This window comes from Methylobacterium guangdongense (genome assembly GCF_038442355.1).
Taxonomy (GTDB): Bacteria; Pseudomonadota; Alphaproteobacteria; order Rhizobiales; family Beijerinckiaceae; genus Methylobacterium; species Methylobacterium guangdongense.
The window spans coordinates 173,372-197,368 of record NZ_JBBXMX010000003.1; the positions used below are offsets into that span (position 1 = coordinate 173,372).

At 68.5% G+C, this 23,997-nt stretch carries 20 protein-coding genes; 10 read left to right on the top strand and 10 right to left on the bottom strand.

Annotation, left to right across the window (positions count from 1 at the left end; genetic code table 11):
- Positions 1-407: 407 nt before the first annotated feature.
- Together ilvD and AAHG09_RS07910 are read left to right on the top strand one after the other, a co-directional pair.
- Positions 408-2,138 carry a dihydroxy-acid dehydratase gene (gene ilvD / locus AAHG09_RS07905; RefSeq protein ID WP_342106489.1) on the top strand — a complete coding sequence of 577 codons (1,731 nt, stop codon included), beginning with the start codon at positions 408-410 and terminating at the stop codon, positions 2,136-2,138.
- Entirely contained in the window at positions 2,125-3,027 is a 903-nt protein-coding gene (locus AAHG09_RS07910; RefSeq protein ID WP_342106490.1) for a tetratricopeptide repeat protein, read from the top strand. Before ilvD ends, AAHG09_RS07910 begins: the two co-directional genes overlap by 14 nt.
- Positions 3,028-3,054: 27 nt before the next feature.
- On the opposite strand, the gene AAHG09_RS07915 is transcribed toward AAHG09_RS07910, so the two are convergent.
- Both AAHG09_RS07915 and xth read right to left on the bottom strand, forming a co-directional pair.
- Positions 3,055-3,678, bottom strand: a complete 624-nt coding sequence (locus AAHG09_RS07915; RefSeq protein ID WP_342106491.1) for a glutathione S-transferase family protein — start codon at positions 3,676-3,678, stop codon at positions 3,055-3,057.
- 72 nt (positions 3,679-3,750) lie between these two features.
- The gene (gene xth, locus AAHG09_RS07920; protein ID WP_342106492.1) at positions 3,751-4,545 is read right to left on the bottom strand and encodes an exodeoxyribonuclease III; all 795 of its coding nucleotides are present in this window, start codon (positions 4,543-4,545) and stop codon (positions 3,751-3,753) included.
- 229 nt (positions 4,546-4,774) lie between these two features.
- Here xth and AAHG09_RS07925 point away from each other — a divergent pair, with 229 nt between their 5' ends.
- The 3 genes from AAHG09_RS07925 (at position 4,775) to glpX (ending at position 8,083) form a co-directional block, all read left to right on the top strand.
- The gene (locus tag AAHG09_RS07925) at positions 4,775-5,461 is read left to right on the top strand and encodes a ceramidase domain-containing protein (protein WP_342106493.1); all 687 of its coding nucleotides are present in this window, start codon (positions 4,775-4,777) and stop codon (positions 5,459-5,461) included.
- Between the two features lie 107 nt (positions 5,462-5,568).
- A complete protein-coding gene (locus AAHG09_RS07930) occupies positions 5,569-6,885 on the top strand; it encodes a homoserine dehydrogenase (RefSeq protein ID WP_342106494.1) in 1,317 nt (438 codons plus the stop codon).
- Between the two features lie 214 nt (positions 6,886-7,099).
- Positions 7,100-8,083, top strand: coding sequence for a class II fructose-bisphosphatase (gene glpX / locus AAHG09_RS07935; protein ID WP_342106495.1), 984 nt, complete (start codon positions 7,100-7,102; stop codon positions 8,081-8,083).
- A gap of 265 nt (positions 8,084-8,348) precedes the next feature.
- Here glpX and AAHG09_RS07940 read toward each other — a convergent pair whose 3' ends face one another.
- The gene (locus AAHG09_RS07940; RefSeq protein WP_342106496.1) at positions 8,349-9,362 is read right to left on the bottom strand and encodes a L,D-transpeptidase; all 1,014 of its coding nucleotides are present in this window, start codon (positions 9,360-9,362) and stop codon (positions 8,349-8,351) included.
- Between the two features lie 739 nt (positions 9,363-10,101).
- On the opposite strand from AAHG09_RS07940, the gene AAHG09_RS07945 reads away from it, so the two are divergent.
- From AAHG09_RS07945 to AAHG09_RS07960, 4 genes are all read left to right on the top strand, one after another.
- On the top strand, positions 10,102-11,352 hold the full coding sequence (locus AAHG09_RS07945) for a nitrate/nitrite transporter (RefSeq protein ID WP_342106498.1): 1,251 nt from the start codon (positions 10,102-10,104) through the stop codon (positions 11,350-11,352).
- A gap of 213 nt (positions 11,353-11,565) precedes the next feature.
- Positions 11,566-12,858 (top strand): MFS transporter, encoded by a 1,293-nt coding sequence (locus tag AAHG09_RS07950; RefSeq protein ID WP_342106499.1) that lies wholly within the window; start codon positions 11,566-11,568, stop codon positions 12,856-12,858.
- A 7-nt stretch (positions 12,859-12,865) separates the two neighbouring features.
- Positions 12,866-14,086: a CaiB/BaiF CoA transferase family protein gene (locus AAHG09_RS07955; RefSeq protein ID WP_342106500.1), complete on the top strand. Its 1,221-nt coding sequence runs from the start codon at positions 12,866-12,868 to the stop codon at positions 14,084-14,086.
- Positions 14,087-14,109: 23 nt separating this feature from the next.
- On the top strand, positions 14,110-14,922 hold the full coding sequence (locus tag AAHG09_RS07960; protein WP_342106502.1) for an enoyl-CoA hydratase/isomerase family protein: 813 nt from the start codon (positions 14,110-14,112) through the stop codon (positions 14,920-14,922).
- A gap of 3 nt (positions 14,923-14,925) precedes the next feature.
- Here the strand turns inward: AAHG09_RS07960 and AAHG09_RS07965 are convergent, their stop codons facing one another.
- The 5 genes from AAHG09_RS07965 to dctP all read right to left on the bottom strand — a co-directional run bounded on the left by AAHG09_RS07965 (position 14,926) and on the right by dctP (position 18,893).
- Positions 14,926-15,393, bottom strand: a complete 468-nt coding sequence (locus AAHG09_RS07965) for a YbaK/EbsC family protein (RefSeq protein ID WP_342106503.1) — start codon at positions 15,391-15,393, stop codon at positions 14,926-14,928.
- A 135-nt stretch (positions 15,394-15,528) separates the two neighbouring features.
- A complete protein-coding gene (locus AAHG09_RS07970; RefSeq protein ID WP_342106504.1) occupies positions 15,529-15,768 on the bottom strand; it encodes a hypothetical protein in 240 nt (79 codons plus the stop codon).
- Positions 15,769-15,850: 82 nt separating this feature from the next.
- Positions 15,851-17,203 carry a TRAP transporter large permease gene (locus AAHG09_RS07975; RefSeq protein ID WP_342106506.1) on the bottom strand — a complete coding sequence of 451 codons (1,353 nt, stop codon included), beginning with the start codon at positions 17,201-17,203 and terminating at the stop codon, positions 15,851-15,853.
- Entirely contained in the window at positions 17,200-17,874 is a 675-nt protein-coding gene (locus AAHG09_RS07980) for a TRAP transporter small permease (RefSeq protein WP_342106507.1), read from the bottom strand. The genes AAHG09_RS07975 and AAHG09_RS07980 overlap by 4 nt, the downstream gene beginning before the upstream one ends.
- Entirely contained in the window at positions 17,871-18,893 is a 1,023-nt protein-coding gene (gene dctP / locus AAHG09_RS07985) for a TRAP transporter substrate-binding protein DctP (RefSeq protein ID WP_342106508.1), read from the bottom strand. Before dctP ends, AAHG09_RS07980 begins: the two co-directional genes overlap by 4 nt.
- A gap of 474 nt (positions 18,894-19,367) precedes the next feature.
- Here dctP and AAHG09_RS07990 point away from each other — a divergent pair, with 474 nt between their 5' ends.
- Positions 19,368-20,021: a GntR family transcriptional regulator gene (locus AAHG09_RS07990; protein ID WP_342106509.1), complete on the top strand. Its 654-nt coding sequence runs from the start codon at positions 19,368-19,370 to the stop codon at positions 20,019-20,021.
- 187 nt (positions 20,022-20,208) lie between these two features.
- Here AAHG09_RS07990 and AAHG09_RS07995 read toward each other — a convergent pair whose 3' ends face one another.
- Positions 20,209-20,889 carry a GntR family transcriptional regulator gene (locus AAHG09_RS07995; protein WP_342106510.1) on the bottom strand — a complete coding sequence of 227 codons (681 nt, stop codon included), beginning with the start codon at positions 20,887-20,889 and terminating at the stop codon, positions 20,209-20,211.
- A 59-nt stretch (positions 20,890-20,948) separates the two neighbouring features.
- A complete protein-coding gene (locus tag AAHG09_RS08000) occupies positions 20,949-23,900 on the bottom strand; it encodes an FAD-binding and (Fe-S)-binding domain-containing protein (protein ID WP_342106512.1) in 2,952 nt (983 codons plus the stop codon).
- Positions 23,901-23,997 lie beyond the last annotated feature (97 nt).

Consider the following 23,997-nt stretch of genomic DNA (forward strand, 5'->3'; position numbering starts at 1 on the left):
GGCATTCATGGCGGATTAATTTCTGAATTCGACCATCTTCTTCGGCGATCCCCTCGCGCGACCAGCCAGATCATCTTATGCACCGCGGCAAATTATTTGCCGCGCAGGTCAAAATTTAAACCTATTGCTGGGTCGCGAATTGCCTCGAAGCGTGGCTGTGGCGGGGTCGCAACACCGTAAAACGATCCCGGGTCCGCCCCGAGACGTGCCCGTAAACGCCGCGATCCCGCCATAGTCCGGGCCCACCTCAACATCCGCGGTAAACGGCAGTCTCGACAACGCTTTACCGTTAACGAACGAGGTTTTCCGAGCCCGCGGATGGTTCCTCAGGCGTATCGCGACGGGCGATGCGCCGCGGTCCTTCGCGCCCCCTCGGGATCGGTTGTGCGAAGGCTTGGCCCGGGCTCATGGTGACGCGTTTGAACGACAAGTCGAAGCTGCCGAGCCGCCACGTCACCGAGGGGCCGGATCGTGCCCCGCACCGCTCCTATCTCTACGCCATGGGTCTGACCCGCGAGCAGATCCACCAGCCGTTGGTTGGCGTCGCCTCCTGCTGGAACGAAGCCGCCCCCTGCAACATCTCGCTGATGCGGCAGGCGCAGGCGGTGAAGAAGGGCGTGGCCGCCGCCAACGGCACGCCGCGCGAGTTTTGCACCATCACGGTGACCGACGGCATCGCCATGGGCCATGGCGGCATGCGCGCCTCGCTGCCGTCCCGCGAAGTCATCGCCGACTCGGTCGAGCTGACCATGCGCGGCCACGCCTACGACGCGCTGGTGGGGCTTGCCGGCTGCGACAAATCCTTGCCCGGCATGATGATGGCGATGGTGCGCCTTAACGTGCCGTCGATCTTCATCTACGGCGGCTCGATCCTGCCCGGCTCGTTCCGCGGCAAGCCCGTCACCGTGCAGGACCTGTTCGAGGCGGTCGGCAAGGTCGCGGTCGGCGACATGAGCCTGGAGGATCTCGACGAGCTGGAGCAGGTCGCCTGCCCCTCGGCCGGCGCCTGCGGCGCGCAGTTCACCGCCAACACCATGGCGACCGTCTCCGAGGCGATCGGCCTCGCGCTGCCCTACTCGGCTGGTGCCCCGGCACCCTACGAGATCCGGGACAAGTTCTGCGCCACCGCCGGCGAGAAGGTGATGGAGCTGCTGGCCAAGCAGATCCGTCCGCGCGACATCGTCACCCGCAAGGCCCTGGAGAACGCCGCGACCGTGGTGGCGGCCTCCGGCGGCTCGACCAACGCGGCCCTGCACCTGCCGGCGATCGCCCATGAATGCGGCATCGAGTTCACGCTGTTCGACGTCGCCGAGATCTTCCGGCGGACCCCCTACATCGCCGACCTGAAGCCGGGCGGACGCTACGTCGCCAAGGACATGTTCGAGGTCGGCGGCATCCCGCTGCTGATGAAGACGCTGCTCGATCACGGCTTCATGCACGGCGACTGCCTGACGGTCACCGGCCGCACCATCGCGGAGAACATGGACCGGGTGACCTGGAACCCGGATCAGGACGTCGTCTACCCGGCCAACAAGCCGATCACGCCCACCGGCGGCGTCGTCGGCCTGAAGGGCAACCTCGCCCCCGAGGGCGCGATCGTGAAGGTGGCGGGCATCCCGGCTGAGAAGCAGGTCTTCACCGGTCCGGCCCGCGTGTTCGACGGCGAGGAGGCCTGCTTCGAGGCCGTTCAGTCGCGCATCTTCAAGGAAGGCGAGGTTCTGGTCATTCGCTACGAGGGACCGCGCGGCGGCCCCGGCATGCGTGAGATGCTGTCGACCACCGCGGCGCTCTACGGCCAGGGCATGGGCGACAAGGTCGCGCTGATCACAGACGGCCGCTTCTCCGGCGCGACCCGCGGCTTCTGCGTCGGCCATGTGGGTCCGGAGGCCGCGGTCGGCGGCCCGATCGGGCTGATTCGCGACGGCGACATGATCACCCTGGACGCGATCCAGGGCACGCTCAGCGTCGCCCTGTCGGACACGGAACTGGCCGAGCGGCGCAAGGCCTGGTCGCCGCGGGGCAACACCGCGACCTCCGGCTATCTCTGGAAATACGCGCAGGGCGTCGGCCCGGCGCTCTACGGCGCCGTCACGCACCCCGGAGGTGCCAAGGAGACGCAGAGCTATGCGGACGTCTAGGACTGACCTCAGCCGGCGCAGGGCGCCGGCCGGGGCCGATCCCGGTCGGTTCCGGATCATCGGAAAGGTCACGCTTGCCGCTTGGGCTCTGGTCCTGCTGGCCTTGCCGACCGATGCGCCCCGCGCCCTCGACGCCAACGTGCGTACGCCCGTCCAGGTGCCGGTGGCCGACAAGAGCTATCGCTCGGCCAAGGACGCGCTCCGGGCCGGCATGCGCGAGTACAACGCCGGCGACAAGCAAGGCGCCGCCCGGGCGCTCGAATACGCGGCGGGGCAGGGCCATGCGCTCGCCCTGTGGAAGCTCGGCCGGATGTATGCCGACGGCGACGGCGTGCCCCATGACGACCTGAAGGCGTTCGAGTTCTTCTCCCGGATCGCCGATGCCAGCACCGATGACGGGCCCGATCCGCAGAACTCCGCGGTGCTGGGCAGCGCCTTCACGGCGCTCGGCACGTACTTCCTGGAGGGGATCAAGGGCACCTACGTGCGCCCGAATCCCGAGCGCGCCTACGACATGTTCAACTACGCGGCGTCCTACTACGGCGACCCCAACGCGCAGTACAATCTGGCCCGGCTCTACCTCGACGGCACCGGCGTCGAGGCCGACCCACGGCAGGCGGCGCGCTGGTTCAACCTCGCCGCCGAGAAGGGGCATCACCCCGCCCAGGCGCTGCTCGGCGACATGCTGATCAACGGCCTCGGCGGCGTGCCGATCCAGCGCGTCAAGGGCCTGATGTGGCTCTCCCTCGCCCGGGAGGGTGCGGAGGGCCGCAAGGACGATTGGATCGTCGCGCTCTACGACAAGAACTGGGCCGCCGCAGCCGAGGACGATCGGGCCGAGGCGCAGACCCAGCTCCAGACCGTGGGGTCGATCCGCCGGCGGCGCTGAAAGAGCCGCCGGCGCGGGGGGGCGCGATCAGCCCTTCTTCGCCTCCAGGGCGGCCTGGAACGACGGCCGCCCCAGGGTGGCGTCGACATAGTCGGCGAGCTTGGGCCAGCGTCCGGCGTCGATCCGGGCCTGCGCCAGTTGGAAGTTGTAGAAGCTGGTGGCGACCGAGATGTCGGCGATGCTGAACGTCTCGCCCACGAGATACGGGCCCGCGATCTCGCCCTCCAGATAATCGAACAGCGGCGGCAGGTCCTTCTCGAGGGCCTTGGTCACCGCATCCTCGTTGGTGGCCTGCTTCATCATGTTGGGCTTGAGCACCCGCTCGACGAACGGGACGATCAGCTTGCCGAACAGTTCGGTGTCGCCGAACTCGTCGAACCAGACCGCGCGGCCGAGGGCCTGCGGATCGGTGGGAATGAGGGTTGGGCTCGGATGCTTGCGCTCCAGATACCAGAGGATGGCCGAGGAATCGGCGAGCCGAAAGCCTTCGTCCTCGATGGCAGGGATCTTTCCGAACGGGCTGGCCGCCTGGAAGTCCGCATCGGGCGCGTGAAACATGACAGGCCTGTGCTCGTACGCGACGCCTTTCTCGGCGAGCGAAACGAGAACCTTGCGGACGTAAGGCGAGTAGCCGGTACCGTAGACGATCAAGCGGAACTCCTCATGCTCAGGGAGGCGGCAGACGGGCGGCCGCGCTCTGCGCCTGTTACATAGGGCGTTGTGTCAGCCTGCCGACAACTCGACCGTGACCGGCACATGATCGGACGGCTTGTCGAGCCCACGCAGGTGCTTCTGGACCGAGGCCGAGACGAGCCGGTCGGCGGCCTGGGGCGAGAGCAGCAGGTGGTCGATCCGGATGCCGGCATTCCGCTGCCAGCAGCCCGCTTGGTAGTCCCAGAAGGTGTAGAGCCCGTCGCGCGGATCGCAGGCCCGCAGGCCGTCCGTGTAGCCCTCAGCGAGGAGGACGCGGAACGCCGCGCGGGTCTCGGGGAGGAACAGTGCGTCTGAGCGCCAAGCCTCCGGATCGGCGGCATCGGCGGGCTCGGGGATGACGTTGTAATCGCCTGCCAGCACCACCGCGGTCTCGTCCTCCATGAGGGCGCGCGCGTGGAGCCGCAGCCGTTCGAGGAAGGCGAGCTTGTAGGGGTATTTCAGGCTGTCCACCGGGTTGCCGTTCGGCAGGTAGATCGAGGCGACGCGCACCGGCCGGGTCTCGGCACCGGAGATCAGCGCCTCGATGTAGCGGGCCTGCTCGTCCTCGGCATCGCCGGGAAGCCCGCGCCGCAGCTCGCTCATCGTGAGCGGCGCGCGGACCAGCAGGGCGACGCCGTTATAGGCTTTCTGGCCCAGCGTCTCGACCGCGTAACCGGCCGCCTCGACCTCGTCCCGGGGAAACGCCGCGTCCTGGCATTTCAGCTCCTGCAGGCAAACCACGTCGGGCTTCGCCTCGTCGAGGAACGCCAGGAGATGGGGCAAGCGCTGCTTGATCGAGTTGACGTTCCAGGTCGTGATCCGCATCGCCTCGCATCCGGTCGCCGCAGGGCCGTCATCCGCGCTTCGCGTCCTGCTGGCAAGGTCGGCTTGATGCAAGATCGGGAATCTAAATGTTGCCCCGAAGGATTGCGCCGGGCTTGGCAGCGATCCGGTCGGGAGGCGAAGCCGTCGGGCCGGGCTCGGTGGGCCGATGCGATGCCTCCGCCTCGACGGGCCCCGACCCCAATCCCAGACTGCGCCCCGGGGGGATCCCATGAATTGGTTCGAGCCGGTGCGGGCCTATTGCGAGCGGACCGACGCCGGATTCTGGTCCGAACCCGCCAACGCCCTGTCGAACGCCGCCTTCCTCCTGGCCGCCGCCGCGGTGGCGCGGCGCGCGTCCCAGGCACGGCCACCGGATCGCAGCGGGCTCGCCCTGGCCGCGCTGATCGGGGTGATCGGCATCGGCTCCTTCCTGTTCCACACGCTGGCGGTCCGTTGGGCGATGCTGGCCGACGTGATCCCGATCGCGGTGTTCATCTACGCGTATCTCGCGCTGGCGCTCCGTCGGTTTCTGCGCCTCTCCTGGGCGCGCGTCATTGCGGGGACGGCGGGTTTCGCGCTGTTCGGCTTTTCCCTCACGCCCATGCTCGACGACATGACGGGGCTCGACCTCTCACACCTGACCAACGGCTCGATCGACTACCTGCCGGCGCTCCTGGCGCTGATCGGCGTTGCGGCCATGACCGTCATGCGTCCTGAGGAGGACATGATCGGCACGGGACGGCGGCTCACCGGGATCAGCGCCCTGTTCGTCATGTCGCTCGCCGCCCGCACCGCCGACCAAGCCGCCTGCTCGGTGCTGCCGATCGGGACGCATCCGCTGTGGCATGTCCTCAACGCGGCCGCCCTCTACGCCCTCGTGGCGACCGCGATCCGGCACCGCGCGGTCGCCGGGTAGGGTTTGTCCGCTGCGGCCATTTCCTTGCGGCGCAGGCGGTTTTGTTGCAGACGTGCGGCGCATCGGGCGCCCGGTTCCTCGTGATCGCCCGGGCACGGAAGAAGGTCATGACAGTGAGTTTTCGCCTCGGGATCGTCGGGCTCGGCACCGTCGGTGCGTCCGTGGTCCGGATGGTGGAACGCCGCCGTCCGGCGCTCGCCGCGGCCGGCCTGGACCTGCGGGTGACCGCGGTCTCGTCCCGCGACCGGAGCCGCGACCGCGGCCTGGATCTCGCGGGTATCGACTGGTTCGATGATCCGGTTGCCCTGGCGCAATCCGGCAACGTCGATGGCGTGGTCGAGTTGATCGGCGGGGCCGAGGGGGCCGCCAAGGCGGTGGTCGAGGCCGCACTCCAGTCCGGCAAGCCGGTGGTGACCGCCAATAAGGCGCTTCTCGCTCGTCACGGTGCGGCGCTGGCGGCGCTCGCAGAGGAACGCGGCGTGGCGCTCGCCTTCGAGGCGGCGGTGGCCGGGGGCATCCCGGTGATCAAGACCCTGCGCGAGGGGCTACCCGGCAACGCCGTGAGCCGCGTCTATGGCATTCTCAACGGCACCTGCAACTACATCCTCAGCCGGATGGAGCGCGAGGGCCTGACCTTCGAGGCTTGCCTCAAGGACGCGCAGGCGCTCGGCTACGCCGAGGCCGACCCGACCTTCGACGTCGAGGGCTTCGACACCGCCCACAAGCTTGCGATTCTCACGAGCCTCGCCTTCGGTACCGCTGTCGACGCCGAGGGCGTGTCGGTGGAGGGGATTTCCCGCGTGCAGCCCCTCGACCTGCGCATGGCCGACGAACTCGGCTACCGGATCAAGCTGCTCGGCGTCGCGCAGGCCACCGAGGCCGGGATCGAGCAGCGGGTGCATCCCACCATGGTGCCGAAATCCTCGGCGATCGCGCAGGTCATGGGCGTCACCAACGCGGTGACGATCGACGCCGACGCGGTCGGCGAACTGACCCTGATCGGTCCCGGCGCAGGCGGTGACGCGACGGCCTCCGCGGTGGTGGCCGACATCGCCGACGTGGCCCGCGGCATCGTACGGCCGACCTTCGCCATTCCGGCCACCACGATGCGCCCCAGCGAGCGCGTCGAGATGCAGCGCCACGAGGGCGGCTACTACATCCGGCTCACGGTCCACGACCGTCCGGGCGTGGCGGCCGGCGTCGCACAGCGGATGGCCGAGCGCGAGATTTCCCTGGAGAGCATCCTCCAGCGTCGCACCGAGGGCGGCGGCGCGGATCCGCGCGGCCGCTCGGGCCGGCCCGTGCCGCTCGTGCTGATCACCTACGCGGCCACCGAGGGCAGCATCCGTGCGGCCCTGGACGCCATCGACACGGACGGACTGCTGGCCGAGCCACCGCAGGTCATCCGCATCGAACGCGAGTAACGGCGACGCTCGCCGTCCACGCGTCGTGCGCGCCGGTCTGCGCTCTCTTGGGCCAGATGGGCGCGCCCGGCGAGACGATCCCGTGGGCGGGAGCGGCCGATGAATCCGTAGTATGAGCCGGCCGCGGACGAAGCTTAAGGCTGAACGTCGCTCGCTCGAAGGCGTTTAGATCGGGATCCGACAAAAGATCGGACCCGGACAAAGGCAGGAAACGATGGCCGACACTTTGAAACCCGCTTCGCGCGGGGTCCCGCGCATGCTCGCCCTGGAACTCGCCCGCGTGACGGAGCGGGCCGCCATCGCGGCGGCACGCCTGCGCGGCAAGGGTGACGAGAAGGCCGCCGATCAGGCCGCGGTCGACGCGATGCGCGACGAACTCAACGGGCTGCCGGTCCGCGGGACCGTGGTCATCGGGGAGGGCGAGCGCGACGAGGCGCCGATGCTGTTCATCGGCGAACGGCTCGGGCGCGGCGAGGGCCCCGAGGTGGATATTGCGGTCGATCCCCTCGAAGGCACGACGCTCTGCGCGAAGGACATGCCTGGGGCGATCGCCGTGATGGCGATGGCCGAGCGTGGCTCCCTGCTGGCGGCCCCCGACGTCTACATGCAGAAGATCGCCATCGGCCCGGGCTACCCGCCCGGCCTCGTGGATCTTGATGCGAGCCCCACCGACAATGTCCGCGCCCTGGCCCGGGCCAAGGGCGTCGATCCGCAGCAGATCACCGCGCTGATCCTGGACCGGCCGCGCCATGCGGCGCTCGTGGCCGAAGTGCGGGAGGCCGGGGCCGCGGTCCGCCTGATCTCGGACGGCGACATCGCCGGCATCATCTTCACGGCGAGCCCGGAGGAGACCGGCATCGACCTCTACCTCGGGATCGGCGCGGCCCCCGAGGGGGTCCTGGCCGCGGCGGCAATGCGGTGCATCGGCGGCCAGATGCAGGGCCGCCTCATCCTCGACACGCCCGAGCGCCGCCGACGGGCTGGCGAGATGGGTATCCGGGATATGGACCGGAAGTACGAGTTGACGGACTTGGCGAGCGGCGACGTGATCGTGGCGGCCACGGGCGTCACCGACGGCGCGCTGCTGCGCGGCGTCCGTTTCCGGCCGGACCGGATCCAGACCGAGACGGTGGTCTATCGGTCCGAGGCCGGCACCGTGCGCCGGATCCTCGGCGAGCATCGGCGCGGGTTGAGCTGAGGCGCCTGGAGGCGGCCCTTTCCCGGGCGCATGCAGCGCAAGCGGAATGCGGCCTGGGAACCTGCGCGTACCGTCACGCAGCCTCGGTGGGGATCGACCAGTGCCGCTCCGCGGCCCTGTCCGTGTGGGATCCCGGATCAGCTGCCCTTGACGCTCCGCCTGTCCGATGTAGGGGCGCCTTGTGCTCCGAAGGCGTTGGGCTCGTGCTCTCAGAATCCCGAAAGGCGGTGGCCGCCTTTCGGTGTGATGGCCCGGCTCGGGCGCCTTAAAGTCGGCTGTCGACCGGGCGGCCGCGCGAGGCCGACGGCGTCGCCGCCGCCTCCGAGGTGCCGGCGCCGTTCAAGACCACCACCTTGGTGCCGACCGTGACGCGGCTGAACAGGTCGATCGCGTCCTGATTGATCATCCGGATGCAGCCCGAGGACACGCTCTTGCCGATGGAGTACGGCTCAAGGGTGCCGTGGATGCGGAACAGCGTGTCCTTGTTGCCCTGCCAGAGATACATGGCCCGGGCGCCGAGCGGGTTGCGCAGGCCGCCCGCGACGCCGAGCCCGCTCTGCAGCTTGTCGACCTCGCTGGCGAGCTTCGGGCTGCGGGCGATCATCTCCTTGGGCGGATACCAATCCGGCCACGCCTGCTTCGAGTTGACCGTGGCGCTGCCCGACCACGAGAAGCCCTGCTTGCCCACGCCCACGCCGTAGCGGCGGGCCCGACCGCCCTCCTGGACCAGGGTCAGCTGGTGCGCGCGCGGATCGACGATGATCGTCCCGGGCTCGTAGGGGCCGTGATAGGCGATCTCCTGGCGCAGGAAGGCCGGGTTCATCTTCTTGTAGTTGAACGCCTGGATCGGGAACACATCGTCCGTGACCGGCCCGTAGACCTTGGCGTAATCGATCGGCTCATTGTCGGGCGCGCGCAGGACGGCCTTCGCCTTGGCGGCCTCCAGCGGCGACAGGCCCTCCGCCGTGGGCGCGGCGCCTGGACGGGCGGGTCCGGCCTGCTGCTCGTCGAACGAGGCCGCGGCGGCCGGGGGCTGGGGCTGCCCGGCTTGACGCGGCGCGGCGGGGCGCACGAAGTCGGTCCGGCCGGTATAGGGCAGATAGCGGCCGCCCCGGCGCACGTAATATGCGCCGTTCTGGTCCTGATAGAGCTGCCCGTCGTCGCCGAACCCATCGATGCCGGCATCGCCGACCGGGCCGCGGCCCTGGGCGTGTGCGGTGGACGCGACGGCGAGGACGGCGAAGCCGGCCAGGAGGAGTCGACGGATCGAGGCGGGCATGGTTAAAACATTCCTCGGAGGCGACGCCGGGACATGTCCGAGCGCGCGATCGAGCAGGCCTGCACGAAGACACGGCTCAGCTCATCCCGTGGCTTAGCAAATATCGCGCTTTGCCGCCAAGTTGCCGGCAACCTGCACGGGCCCATTACGGGCGGTCGGGGCCACGTTCTTCACGCCTGTGTGGCCCGCATGCAGCAATCGCCGAGCGCCACGCGACGCTGATCCGATGAAACCGCGTGCTGCCGCCCGTTTGCTTGGCAGGGTTGCCTCGAACGACGGCAATCTCGGCTCGGCGCCCGGTCGGTCGCTTGAAGACGCTGCCGTCCGACCCGACCGGGCGCGAGACGAAGCCGATCGATCAACGGACGGATCCGCTGACCGGATCGCCAACCAAATTCAATGGTCTGGGTAGGTCCAGGGGGATGGTGCTGAGGGCACCGCTCCGCCCGATCCTGAACTACCCTTTCAACTCCGCACTACGAGAGGGGAAGTGAGCGCCAGCGAAGGTCTGTGAAGATCGTCGGGATAGGGTCGCGGGTTGAAGAACCGCTGCGCCGTGCCCGCCGCGCAAGCTCCGCGTACCAGTCGACTTCGATCTGGCACGCTTGCTGCTTAGCCCGTTGTGCCGCGCCTGCTGCGGCGGCGGAGCAACGACGCTCCAGACAGCGGACGGTGTGAGTCCGGATCCCCGGCATGAGCGACCGCGTGACGGTTCGCCTTTCTATGACGAGCACCCGCAATGGCCAGCTTCAAGACCGTGATGAAGTCGGGTCACCCCCCGACGCTGTTCGCCGCATTCCTCTACTTCGATTTCTGCTTCGCCATCTGGGTCCTGAACGGCGCCATGGGCCCGTTCATCACCGAGACCTATAAGCTGACGCCGGCCCAGACCGGCTTCATGATCTCGCTGCCGATCCTCGCGGGCGCGCTGATGCGCTTCCCGCTCGGCGTGCTCGCCCAGTATATCGGCCGGAAGAACGCCGCGATCGTCGAGATGAGCGTGATCATGCTCGCGATGGCCTACGGCTATTTCTTCGTCTCCTCGTACAACGACGTGCTGGCCATGGGCGTTCTGCTCGGCATCGCGGGCGCGTCCTTCGGTGTGGCCCTCTCGCTCGGCTCGGGCTGGTTCCCGCCGGAGCACAAGGGTCTCGCCATGGGCATCGCCGGCGCCGGCAATTCGGGGACGGTGCTCGCCGTGCTGTTCGCGCCGCCGCTCGCGCAGGCCTATGGCTGGCAGACGACCTACGCCTTCGCGGGCCTCGTCATGCTGCTGCCGCTGGCGGTCATGATCGTGCTCGCCAAGGAGCCGCCGGATTGCGAGCACCAGTCGTTCAAGGAGCACGTCTCCTGCCTGTTCACGAAGGATGGCTGGGCCTTCTCGCTGATCTACGTCATCACCTTCGGCGGCTTCGTCGGCCTGTCGAACTTCCTGCCGACCTTCTTCTACGAGCAGTTCGCCGTCACGAAGGTCGAGGCCGGGCGACTGACCATGCTGGCGGCCTTCATGGGCTCCGGGATCCGGATCGTCGGCGGCTACTTCGCCGACCGGATGGGCGGCATCGCGGTCCTGTCGGTGGTGCTGCTCGCCGCGATCGCGACCTTCCTGTCGCTCACCGCAACCCCGTCGCTGGCGCTGACGACGATCCTCTTCATGCTCTGCTTCGCGGCGCTCGGCGCCGGCAACGGCGCGCTGTTCCAGCTGGTGCCCCTGCGCTGGCCGGCGAACACCGCGGTGGCCGGCTCGATGATCGGCGAGATCGGGGCGCTCGGCGGCGCGATCCTGCCGAACGTCATGGGCCTGTCGAAGCAGTATACCGGCTCGTTCTCCATCGGCTTCATCGGCTACGCCGCGTTCACGGCGCTGGTGCTCGGCTGCCTCGCCCTCTGGCAGCGTAAGTGGGTCGGAAGCTGGGTCGGACCGCGCGGCAAGGCGCTCGGCGCGGAGGCGGCCGATCAGCCCGGACAGCTTCAGCCGGCCACGATCTGAACCGGCGACCGGGACCGGAATGCGGAATGGGGGCCCTCGCGGCCCCCATTCTGCGTTGCGGCCTGCCTCATTAGTTACCACCGAAGGCGCAATTCCCGGGTTGCCAATCCGCTCTCGAAGCGTTTGAATAATGCATTACGAGAGAGCGCCCAACCGCAGGTTGAGGCGCCAGGCGACCGTCAGAGGCGGCGCTCCGGTGGGAAGGAACGGTCGATGTCGAAGCGCTTCAGCGCCACGAATGGCGTGCTCGGCCTGCTCTGCGTGATGTATTTCATCACCTATCTGGACCGGGTGAACATCGCGACGGCCGGCGCCGAGATCATGCGCGAATTCGGCATGTCGAAGACCGATTTCGGCCTGATCCTCTCGGCCTTCGCCTATCCCTATGCGATCTTCCAGGTGATCGGCGGGTCGGTCGGCGACAAGTTCGGCGCCCGGCGCACGTTGCTCGCCTGCGGCGTGATCTGGGCCGCCGCCACGATCCTGACCGGCATGGTCGGGGGGATCGCCAGCCTGTTCATGGCGCGCGTCCTCCTCGGCTTCGGCGAGGGCGCGACTTTCCCGACCGCGACGCGGGCCATGCAGAACTGGACGGCGCCGGGGAAGCGCGGCTTCGCGCAGGGCATCACCCACGCGTTCAGCCGGCTCGGCAATGCCGTCGCGCCGCCGATCGTCGCCTTCCTGATCTGGCATTTCGGCTGGCGCACCAGCTTCGTGATCCTCGGGGCGGTCAGCTTCATCTGGGTGGGGATCTGGTACCTCTACTTCCGCGACGACCCGTCCGAGCATCCGGCGATCACCCAGGCCGAGCTCGACACGCTGCCGCCGCCGCGCAAGGTCGGTGCGAAGCAATCCGTTCCGTGGGGCGCGCTGACCCGCCGGATGCTGCCGGTCACCATCACGTATTTCTGCTACGGCTGGACCCTGTGGCTGTTCCTCGGTTGGCTGCCGAGCTTCTTCAAGGAGAACTACAGCCTCGATCTGAAGAATTCGGCTCTGTTCGCCTCGGGCGTCTTCTTCGCCGGCGTGGTCGGCGACACGGTCGGCGGCATGATGAGCGACTTCATCCTGCACCGCACCGGCAAGGTGAAGCTCGCCCGGCTCTCGGTGATCGTGGTCGGCTTCCTCGGCGCCGCCGCGAGCCTCGCGGGCGTGTTCATGACCCGCGACCTGACGCTCGTGGCGTTGCTCCTGTCCTCCGGCTTCTTCTTCGCCGAGCTGGTGATCGGACCGATCTGGTCCGTGCCGATGGACATCGCGCCGAAATATGCCGGCACCGCCAGCGGCCTGATGAACACCGGCTCGGCGATCGCCGCAATCGTCTCGCCGATCGTGTTCGGCGTGATCGTCGACCTGACCGGGAGCTGGACCCTACCGTTCGTCGGCTCGATCGGCCTCTGCCTGCTCGGTGCCGGCCTCGCCTTCACGATGCATCCCGAGCGGGAATTCGTGGAGCCGGCCGATCGCGCGCTTGGATCCGCCGCGACGGTTCCGGCCGGGGAGTAGGCGCACGATGTCGGAGCTGACGGGGCGATCCGGCCCGCTTGCCGGGATGCGGGTGATTGAGCTCGCACACATCATGGCCGGGCCCGTCTGCGGGCTGATGCTCGCCGACATGGGCGCGGAGGTGATCAAGGTCGAGAAGATGGACGGCGACGATACCCGCCGCACCGTCCCGCCCGCCCTGGAGGGCGAGAGCGCCGCCTACATGATGATGAACCGCGGCAAGCGCGGCATCAGCCTCGACCTCAAGGACCCGGACGGCGTCGCGGTGCTGCGCCGCCTCCTCAAGGGCGCCGACGCCCTGATCGAGAACTACCGCGGCGGCACGATGGAGCGCCTCGGGATCGGCTACGAGACCCTGCGCGAAGAGTTTCCGGAACTCGTCTACTGCTCGCTTTCCGGTTTCGGCCGGACCGGACCGTATGCGGACCGCGCCGGGTTCGACCTCGTAGCCCAGGGCATGAGCGGCCTCATGTCGGTGACCGGCGAGGGGCCGGGCCGGCCGCCGATGAAGTGCGGGCCTCCGGTGACCGACATCACCGCCGGGATCCTCGCCGCGATGGGCGTGCTGGCAGCCTATTCCAACCGGCTCCGGACGGGCCGGGGGCAGGCGGTCGATACCTCGTTGTTCGAGGCGGGCATCACCCACACCTACTGGCAATCGGCCATCGCCATGGCGACCGGGATCGCGCCCGGACCGATGGGCTCGGCCCATCCGCTGAACGCACCCTACGAAGCGTTCGAGACCGCCGACGGCTGGATTACCATCGGGGCGGCCAACCAGACCAACTGGTTGCGCCTGCTCAAGGCGATCAGCGCCGACGCGCTGGCCGAAGATCCACGCTTCGCCCTCAACCGCGACCGGATGGCCAATCGCGAGGAGCTGGCGGCGACGCTGGCGCCGATCTTCCGGGCGCAATCCTCTGCGGAATGGCTGGCGCGGCTCGAAGCCGGCGGCGTCCCCGCCGGCCCGGTGCTCGACGTGAACGCCATGCACCGGGATCCGCAGACGCGGGCGCGCGAGATGGTGGTCGAGGTCGATCACCCGCGGGTCGGGCGGATGAAGACGCTGGGCCTGCCGGTGAAGTTCTCGGATACGCCCGGCCGCGTCCACGGGCCGGCCCCGTTGCTCGGCGAGCATTCCCGGGCAATCCTGGCGGAGGCCGGCTACGGGCCCGACGAGATCGATAGTTTGATCGCGCGGGGCATCGTCCGTGAGACCGTAGCCTGACGCGACGCCTGGAGATGCATCCGATGAGTGCCACGCCCGCCACGGACGAACTGCTGTTCACCATCGACGCGGGCGGCATCGCTCGGATCGTGCTCAACCGGCCGCAGGCGCGCAACGCGCTGACCTTCGCGATGTATCAGGGTCTGATCACCTGCTGCGAGGCGATCGCCGACGATCCGACCGTGAAGGCGCTGATCATTACCGGCGCCGGCGAGAAGGCCTTCGCGGCCGGCACCGACATCGCGCAGTTCCGCGACTTCAAGACCGCCGACGATGCGCTGGGCTACGAGCGCTTCATGGACAAGGTGCTCGGGACGCTGGAGCGGCTGCGCGTGCCGACCATCGCGGCCATTGCGGGCGCCTGTACGGGCGGCGGAGCGGCCATCGCGGCTTCCTGCGACCTGCGGATCGCCACGCGGGATGCCCGGTTCGGCTTCCCGATCGCCCGGACGCTCGGCAATTGCCTGAGCCAGGGCAACCTGAAGCGGCTCTCCGGCCTGATCGGCCCCGCGCGGGTCAAGGACATCATCTTCACCGCGCGCCTCGTCGGCGCCGAGGAGGCGCTGGCGATCGGGCTGATCGGCGAGATGGTGGAGGATCGGGCCGCGCTGACCAAACGGGTCGATACCCTCGCGCAATTGGTCGCCGGCCACGCGCCGCTGACCATGCAGGCGACCAAGGAGGGGCTGCGCCGCCTCGCCGAGGAGGAGGCACCGGACGCGGGGGCCGCTCATCCGGGCGATGACCTGATCCTGATGTGCTACATGAGCCAGGATTTCCGCGAGGGGATGGAGGCCTTCCTCGGCAAGCGCCCCCCGAACTGGTCCGGGCGCTGAGGCTCAGCCGGCTGCCGCGCAGACATTGACCCAGGTGGCGGCGGTCAGCGCAGCCATCCGCTCCGGGGTGATCCGGACCGCGCTGTGCGTGCTGCCGGCGGCCGGCACCACCTCGTCGAAGGTTTTGAGCGACACGTCGCAATACACCGGTAGCGGCGCGATCAGGCCGAACGGGCAGACGCCGCCGACCGGGTGGCCGGTGACCGCCTCGACCTCGGCAAGATCCAGCATCCGAACCTTGCCTCCGAGAACCGCCTTGGCCTTCCTGTTGTCGAGGCGGGCGTCGCCGCGGGTCACAACCAGGACGACCTGATCGCCGACCCTCAGGGAGAGCGTCTTGGCGATCTGTGCCGGGGCGACCCCGTGGGCCGCGGCGGCCTCCGCCACGGTGGCGGTGCGGGTTTCGAGTTCAAGGACCGCGATGTCGGGCGCTGTCTCGGCGAAGAACGCCCGGACGGAATCGAGGCTCATCGGAATCTCTCAGGCAGGGGTAGTCGGGCTCGCAAATCGCGCGCGATCAGCCCAGCCCCATCGCGGGCCGGCTTGATCGCGTCCAGCGCTTAAGTGAGTCGCCGCGGGGCGGCTATGCGGGTGTCGGATGGCCGATCAATCTTTCATCGGCCTTGCCTGCAGGATCGCCGCCCGGACGAAGGGGCGCTTCAGCGACGTGCCGACATTCGCGCGTCCGACGAATTCCTGCGCTCCGGGGTGGCTGCGCACCGCCTTGATGAGATTCAGCCGGTGGCCGCTCCGGAACCGGTAGGGCTCGGCCACCGCACCCTGCAGAAACGCCTCGACGCTCGCGTCGATTTCGTCCTCGGCGATGACGTTGGCCGCGTGCAGCATCTGGATCGTTCGAAGGTCGGTCATCTTCCGGTAGTAGTGCGGCGCGGCCGGCGACGCGACTGGCGTCGCCGAAAATGATCGCCTACCGCGTCGTGGCCAGCAGCAGGTCCGGCAGCCACATCGCGATACCGGGCACGAGGCACAGGATCAGGATCGCCACCGCCATCAGGATCACGAAGGGCAGGGTGCCCCAGATGATGTCCGAGAGCGGGATATCCGGCGCGATGTTCTTGATGACGAAGATGTTGAGACCCACCGGCGGGTGGATCAGCCCCATCTCCATCGTGATGGTCATCACCACGCCGAACCACACCAGATCGAACCCCGCGGCCTTCAGTGGCGGCAGGATGATCGGCGCCGTCATCAGGATGATCGAGACCGGCGGCAGGAAGAAGCCCAGCACGATCACCAGCGACAGGATCGTCACCAGCAGAACCCAGGGCGAGAGCTGCATCGCCACGATCGCCTGCGCGGCCGATTGCGAGATATGCAGGTAGCTCATCACGTAGGCGTAGAGCAGCGACATGCCGATGATCAGCATCAGCATGGTGGATTCGCGCAGGGTCGCGGTCAGGATCGGGCTGACGTCCCGGAACCGCCACACGCCGTAGATCGCGGCGATCAGCGCGAGGGCCATGAGGCCGCCGAGACCCGCCGTCTCCGAAGGCGTCGAGTAGCCGCCATAGAGCGCCACCATCACGCCGGTGAGCAGCACCACGAAGGGCAGCACCCGCGGCAGCGTCGAGAAGCGCTGGGCCATGCTGTACTGCTCGTCCGCCAGGATCGGCGAAGCCGGGCCGCCGCGCTCCAGCGCTGCCTTGGCGGTCGCGTACTCGGAGCGGAAGCGGATCATCGACCAGGCGGCGAACAGGCTGACCAGCAGCAGCCCCGGCCCGATTCCGGCCAGGAACAGCCGCCCCAGCGACTGCTCGGCCGCCACCGCGTACAGGATCATGGTGATGGAGGGCGGCAGCAGGATACCGAGCGTTCCGCCGGCCGCGATGATCCCGGCCGCGAAGCCCGGCGAGTAGCCGCGCTTGCGCATCTCCGGGATGCCGGCCGAGCCGATCGCCGAGCAGGTCGCCGGGCTCGAACCCGCCATGGCGGCGAACAGCGCGCAGGCGAACACGTTGGCGATGCCGAGCCCCCCGGGGATCCGGTGCATCCAGGCATGCATGGCCGAATAGAGATCCTGGCCCGCCCGGGATCGGCCGATCGCCGCGCCCTTCAGGATGAAGAGCGGGATCGACAGCAGGGTGATCGAGGCCATCTCCTCGTAGACGTTCTGCGCCACCGTATCGAGGGAGGCGCCCGGCATGAACGCCACCATGAAGGCGAGCGCCACGAAGCCCAGGGCGAACGCGATGGGGATGCCGGAGAGCATCGCCCCGAGGGTGGCGCCCGCGTACAGGAAGCCGATCGCGGCGGTGCTCATCGTTGACCCTTCGCGGTGACCGTCCGGCCCATGGGGTCCGGTCCCTCCGGCGCGATCGTCTGGTTGAGATCGGCGCCCAGGCCGATCTTCGGCTTCGCCCAGCCGGCGGCCTTCGGCCCGTAGGCCAGCGCCTCCGCGATCTGGAGGGCGAATTGCAGGCACAGCAGGCTCATGCCGGCCGCCATCAGCGTGTAGGGGATCCAGAGGGGCGGACCCCAGGTCGACTGTGAGATCTGCCCGTCCGTCCAGGCCTCGTGGTCGAGGGACCAGCTCTTCCAGGCGAAGAACAGGCAGAAGGCGAGGCTGATGACGTCGGCGAGCAGCAGCCGGATGCGGTTGGCAGCCGGCGGCAGCAATCCGGTCAGCGCCTCGATCGCCACGTGGCCGCGCTTGGCCTGGACGCCGGCGGCCGACAGGAAGGTGGCTCCGATGATCAGGAACACCGCCATCTCATCCTGCCACTCGGTCGGTTCCTTGAGCAGGTAGCGGACGACGACGCTGTGGGTCAGCACGAGGCAGGCCGCCACGAGGCAGAGGCCGCCGACCCCGAGGATCACCCGGTTCACCAAGCGCATCGCCCGGTCGAGGATGCCCAGGAGTCCGGGCAGCCGTGGCTCCTCGGCGGCCCGGGACTCCGGAGAAGCCGTCGCGGCGTCGAAGCCGTGGCTCACGCGACCTGCTCCGCGAGCTTGAGCAGCTCCGCGCAATTCGCGTTCTTGGAGGCATAGTCCTTCCAAGCCGTATTGCGGGCGATGTCCCGCCACGCGCCGAGGGATTTCTCGTCGACCTGATCGACCTTCGCGCCGGCCTTGGAGAAGATCTCCTCGACGCGGGTGTCGTCTTCCTTGGCACCCGCCTGCCCGAAGGCTTCCAGTTCGGTCCCGACCGTCATGATCAGATCCTGCTGGTCCTTCGGCAGGCCGGAGAACACGATCTTCGACATCATGATGGGCTCGAGCATGAACCAGTAGGAGCGCTCGCGACCCGAGGTCAGGGCCTTCGACAGCTCTTCCAGGCGGAACGAGATGAGGCTGGTGGAGGAGGTGATCACCGCGTCGCACGCGCCCGTCTGCATCGCGGCATAGGATTCGTTCGACGGGATGGAGAGCGTCGCGGCCCCCGCTTCCTTCAGCATCATGTCCATCTCGCGCGAGCCGCCCCGGACCTTCATGCCCTTGGCGTCCGCCGGGCTGACCAGGGCGCGTTCGCGGCTCGCGACGCCGCCCGCCTGCCAGACCCAGGAGACGAGGATGATACCCTTGGAATCGAGGATCTCGGTCAGCTTGCGACCCACCGGCGCGTTCTTCCAGGCGACCGCCTGCGCGTAGGACGTCACCAGCGCCGGCATCAGCCCGATATTCATCTCGGGCACCTCGCCGCCCGCGTAGGGGCTCGGGTAGAGCGACATGTCGAGGGCGCCCTTGCGCATGGCGCCGAACTGCGCGTTCGTCTTCATGAGCGAGGAGCCGGGATAAACCTGGACCTCCAGCGCCCCCTTTGAGCGCTCGGCGACCGTCTTGGCGAATTTCCGGCACATGCGGTCGCGGAAATCGCCCTCATCGATCGTTCCGCCGGGGAACTGATGCGACAGCTTCAGCGTCGTGGCGGCCTGGGCCGATCCGAGACCGAACCGCAGCAGGGCCGGTGCCGCAAGTGTTGCCGCGACAAGCGAGCGACGAGTTGGCGTCATGGTGGTCTCCCGCACCGCAAAAGAACGCGGCTCGATTGTTGTGCGGTGCATTCTTTGCACCGTCGCTATGTATGCATGAATGACCCGCTTGTATATTTTGTCAATGCGGAAGCATAATGCGGAGTGGAACAATCGGGGCGTCGGCCGATGGAAAGCGCTCTCGGCCGGTCTTCCGCCGAGCCTGAAACGCAATCCTTCACTGACGTCGCAGGACGGCGGATTATCCCGGTCAGCCTGCTCCGGAACGCCGCCATACTGAGATGAGTGCAGCGGGATCCGAGGCGATCACCGCCGACGGATCGGTTGCAGATCGAAACGGATGGCGGAACGGCCGGGCGCTCGGACTGGGACTGGTATCGTACGTCGGAATGCATTTGCGCCCTGCGAAAACTCGATCTTCGCAGGCTCGGCGGGCAGGGCAAGGGCGGGGACAGCCCCGGCGGGGTCGCCCACGCAAGAAGGGAATTCGGGGGGATGAGCCACGCGCAGCGTCTCAAGCAGCGAATCGAGGATGAGATCGTTTCCGGCGAACTGGCGCTCGGATCCCGGCTCGACGAGAACCAGCTCGCGGCCCGGTTCGGCGTCTCGCGCACGCCGATCCGGGAGGCCTTGCTGCAACTCGCCGCCACCGGCCTCATCCAGACGAAACCGCGGCGCGGTGCGATCGTCAGCGTTCCCGAGCCGCACCTTCTGCTGGCGATGTTCGAGACGATGGCGGAGATCGAGGCCGCCTGCGGCCGGCTCGCCGCGCGGCGCCTGACGCCTGAGGACGCGGCGGCGCTGAAGGCCGCCCTGTCCGGTTGCCGCGCCGCCATGACGACGGAGGATGCGGAGGCCTATTACGCCGAGAACTACGTGTTCCACACGGTCGTTTACCGGGCGAGCCACAACGACTTCCTCGCGGATCAGGCGCTCTCGCTCCACCGCCGTCTGGCACCTTATCGCCGCCTGCAGTTGCGGGTGCGTCAGCGCGTGCCGCAATCGCTCGCCGAGCACGAGGCGATCGTCGCCGCGATCCTGGCCGGCGACGCGACCGGGGCGGCCGATGCCCTGCGCGGCCACGTGATCGTGCAGGGCGACCGCTTCACCGATCTCGTGGCCGGTCTGCGGGCCCCGACCGCGGCTTGAGGCACAGTTCGCCATCGACGGAAAACGGTCCGGCGCGCGAGCGCGGCAGCGGTGCGGCTGGCCCGGCGATCCCCGGAACCCTCCTTCGAAGCTCGGAAACGGGGCATTCCGGAACGGCTGTGCTTGATAACGGAGCCCGCGTCCGCCACGCGATCCCGTCCCCCGGCACGACCGCACCCTGCGGTGGTCAGGCGACCTCCGCCGTCCCGTAGTTGGCTGCGATGACCGATTTCTTCCCCCGGATATGCTCGCGCATGAGCACGGCGAGCGCGGCGCCGTCCCGGGCCCTCAGCAGCTCGATCATGCGCTCATGTTCGGCGACCGCGCGGGACCACTGGTCGGTGGTCTGATGGGCGGAGTAGCGCGAGCGCTGGATCCGCCCCGACAGGCTCTCGTAAATGTTCGCCAGCACGGTGTTCCGGCTGGCCGCCATGATGGCTTCGTGGATGCGGCGATTGTGGCTGAAGTAGCCGGCCTCGTCGCCCGCCTTCCAGGCCACCACCATCGCCTCGTGATCGACCACGATGGCGTCGACCTCCGCGGCCGTGATCGTCCGGCAGGCGAGATCACCGGCCGTGGCCTCCAGGCCGGCGATCACCTCCATCATCTCCTCAAGTTCGGTGTCCGAGATGCTGGCGACCCGCGCGCCGCGATTGGGGAGGAGTTCGAGGAGCCCCTCGGTGGCCAGGATCTTGATCGCCTCGCGCAGCGGCGTGCGCGAGATGCCGAACCGCTCCGTCAGCTCGCCCTCGTTGATCCGCGCCTTCGGCTCCATCTCGCCGGATCGGATCAGGTCGCGAATCCGGTCCGCCACCTCATCGTGAAGATAGCGGCGGCTGATACCGATCCCGGGTTCGATCTTGTTCATGGTCCCCCGACACATGGCAGGTCCGCGCGCCTGGCATCCCTGTGTAGGTTGCTGGCAATTCAGTGTCGAGGCGTGAGCGCCCGATCCAGAACGCGAGCCACATGTTCCGCGTGTAGCCCCAACCCGTCATGGATTTGATGGCGACAGCTCGTCCCGTCGGCCACGACGAGATCGTCGGGTCCCGCGGCGCGCAGGGCCGGGAACAGCGACAGCTCGGCCATGGCGAAGGAGGTCTCGATCGACTCAGGCCGGTAGCCGAACGCCCCGGCCATGCCGCAGCAGCTCGATTCGATGACCCGCACGTCGAGCCCCGGCACGGAGCGCAGCACCGTTTCCACGGAGCCCATCAGGCCGAAGGATTTCTGGTGGCAATGTCCGTGCAGATGGGCGACGCGACCGCGCTGATCGGCCAGCGGAAGCGCGATCCGCCCCGCCGCGAGATCGGCAGCCAGGAGTTCCTCGAACAGCAGGGATTGCTTGGCCAGCAGCGCGGTGTCCGCCCCCGGGAGCAGCGCGGAGAATTCGTCCCGGAAGGTGAGCAGGCAGGAGGGCTCCAGCCCCACCACCCGGGCGCCGGCCCGGACGTAGGGGAGGAGCGTGTCCAGGGTCCGCCGCGCCTCCTGCCGCGCCCGGTCGGTCTGGCCCGAGGCGAGCCAGGTTCGCCCGCAGCAGAGCGGTCGCCGCCCGCGAGCCGGATAGACCCGGTGCAGGCGATAGCCGGCGGCGGCCAGCACGCGCTCGGCCGCCTCCAGGTTCTCCCGCTCGAAGGTGCGGTTGAAGGTATCGCCGAACAGGATGATGTCGCGAAAATCGCCCTTCACGTCCTCGGGATGCGCGGCTTCGCCCTGCTCGCTCCAGGGCCTGCGCCAGCGCGGCAGGGATCGCTTGGCGGAGAGACCAACGAACGTCTCGGAAAGCCGCGCCAGCGCCGGGTGTCGGTCCCGCAGGTTGAGGAGCGGCGCGAGACGGGCGGCCGCCCCGGCATAGACCGGCATGAGGGCGATCAGCCGCTCGCGCAGCGGCAGCCCGTGCCGGGCATGGTAGTGGTGCAGGAACTCGATCTTCATTTTGGCCATATCGACGCCGGTCGGGCATTCCCGCCGGCAGGCCTTGCAGGAGACACAGAGGTCGAGCGTCCGCTTCATCTCCGGGCTGGTGAAGGCGTCTTTGCCGAGCTGCCCCGAGATCGCGAGGCGCAGGGAATTGGCCCGACCCCGGGTGAGATGCTGCTCCTCCCGGGTCGCCCGATAGGAGGGGCACATGGCGCCCCCGGCGAGCTTCCGGCAGGTCCCGTTGTTGTTGCACATCTCGACCGCGGCGCCGAAGCCGCCCCAGTCCGACCAATCGAGGGCCGTCTGGATCGGCTGGGTCACCGCGTAATCGGGCTTGAACCGGAACAGCGACCGGTCATCCATCGTGAGCGGGCGGACGATCTTGCCGGGGTTGAGCCGGTTCTCCGGATCGAAGGCGTCCTTCACGGTCTCGAACGCGCCTGTCAGGATCGGGCCGAACAGCGGCGCGATGTATTCCGAGCGCGAGATTCCATCGCCGTGCTCGCCGGAATACGAGCCCTTGTACCGGCGCACGAGTTCCGACGTCTCCTCGGCGATCGCCCGCATCTTGGCGACGTCGCCGCCCTGCTTCATGTCGAGGATCGGGCGGACGTGCAGGCAGCCGACCGAGGCGTGGGCGTACCACGTGCCACGGGTGCCGTGCTTGGTGAACACCTCGGTCACCGCGTCGGTGTAGTCGGCGAGGTGCTCCAGCGGCACCGCGCAATCCTCGATGAACGAGACCGGCTTGGCGTCGCCCTTCATCGACATCATGATGTTGAGGCAGGCCTCGCGCACCTCCCAGACGGATCTCTGCCGGGCCGGCTCCACGACTTCCACGACGGCATCCGGATAGCCGTGGTCGGCCATGCAGGCTTCAAGGCGCTTCAGGTCGCGCTTCAGGGCGGCGAGATCGTCGCCGGCGAATTCCGTGAGCAGCAGGCAGTTCGGCTTGCCGCGGGTGATGTCGGCGAGCGTCGTGCGGAACAGCGGGATGTCGGCGCCGAGCACGAGGACGTTGTTGTCGACGAGTTCGACCGCCACCGGGTCGAGGGCCACGATATGCCGCGTGGTCTCCATCGCGGCGCGGAACGACGGGAAGTGGCAGACGCCCATCACCCGGTGGGTCGGCAGGCGCGACAGCTTCAGCGTCACCGCCGTGGTGGCGGCCAGCGTGCCCTCCGAGCCGACCAGGAGATGCGCGAGATTCGGACGGGGCTCGATCAGCGCATCCAAGTTGTAGCCACCCACGCGCCGCTGCACCTTCGGATAGCGGGCCTCGATCTCGTCCCGGTGCTCGTGGGCCAGGGCGCGCACCTGTTCGGCCAGACTTTCAGCCCGGGCCGAACCGGTGACGCCGGAAACCGCGTTGCCGGTGAGGCCGAATGTGAACGGCTCTCCGTCATGGAACAGTGCGTCCAGGGACAGGACGTTATCGCTCATCTTGCCGTAGCGCAGGGATCGGGCGCCGCAGGAATTGTTGCCCGCCATGCCGCCGATGGTGCAGCGCGTCGCGGTCGAGGGCTCCACGGGGAAGAACCAGCCATCGGCCTTCACCCGGGTGTTCAGCCGCTCCAGCACCATGCCGGGCTCGACCGTGACGATGCCGGCCTCCGGATCGTAGGCCAGGATCCCGTTGAAGTGGCGCGCGCAGTCGATCACGAGGCCGGAGCCAATCGGCTGTCCGTTCTGCGAGGTCCCGCCGCCGCGCAGGATCACGGGCGCGCCATGCTCGGCGGCGATCCGCAGGGTCGCGGCGATATCGGCGGCCGAGCGCGGCAGCACCACGCCGGCCGGCATGATCTGATAGATCGAGGCATCCGTGCTGTAGCGTCCGCGGGTGAAGGCATCGAAGCGCGCCTCGCCTTGCAGTTGCTCGGCCAGCCTGCGCGGCAGTCCGGCATCCAACCGCGCCGCTGCGCGCGGCGCTGTCGCGGTCTGCGCCTTCGTTCCCGTCACGTCCGCGTCCTCCCGCGGCGACTCGCGGTCGCCTTTCCGGAATTGTATTCAAAATTCAGCGGTTCGGGAATCACCGCGTGCAGCCTGCGCGCTTCCG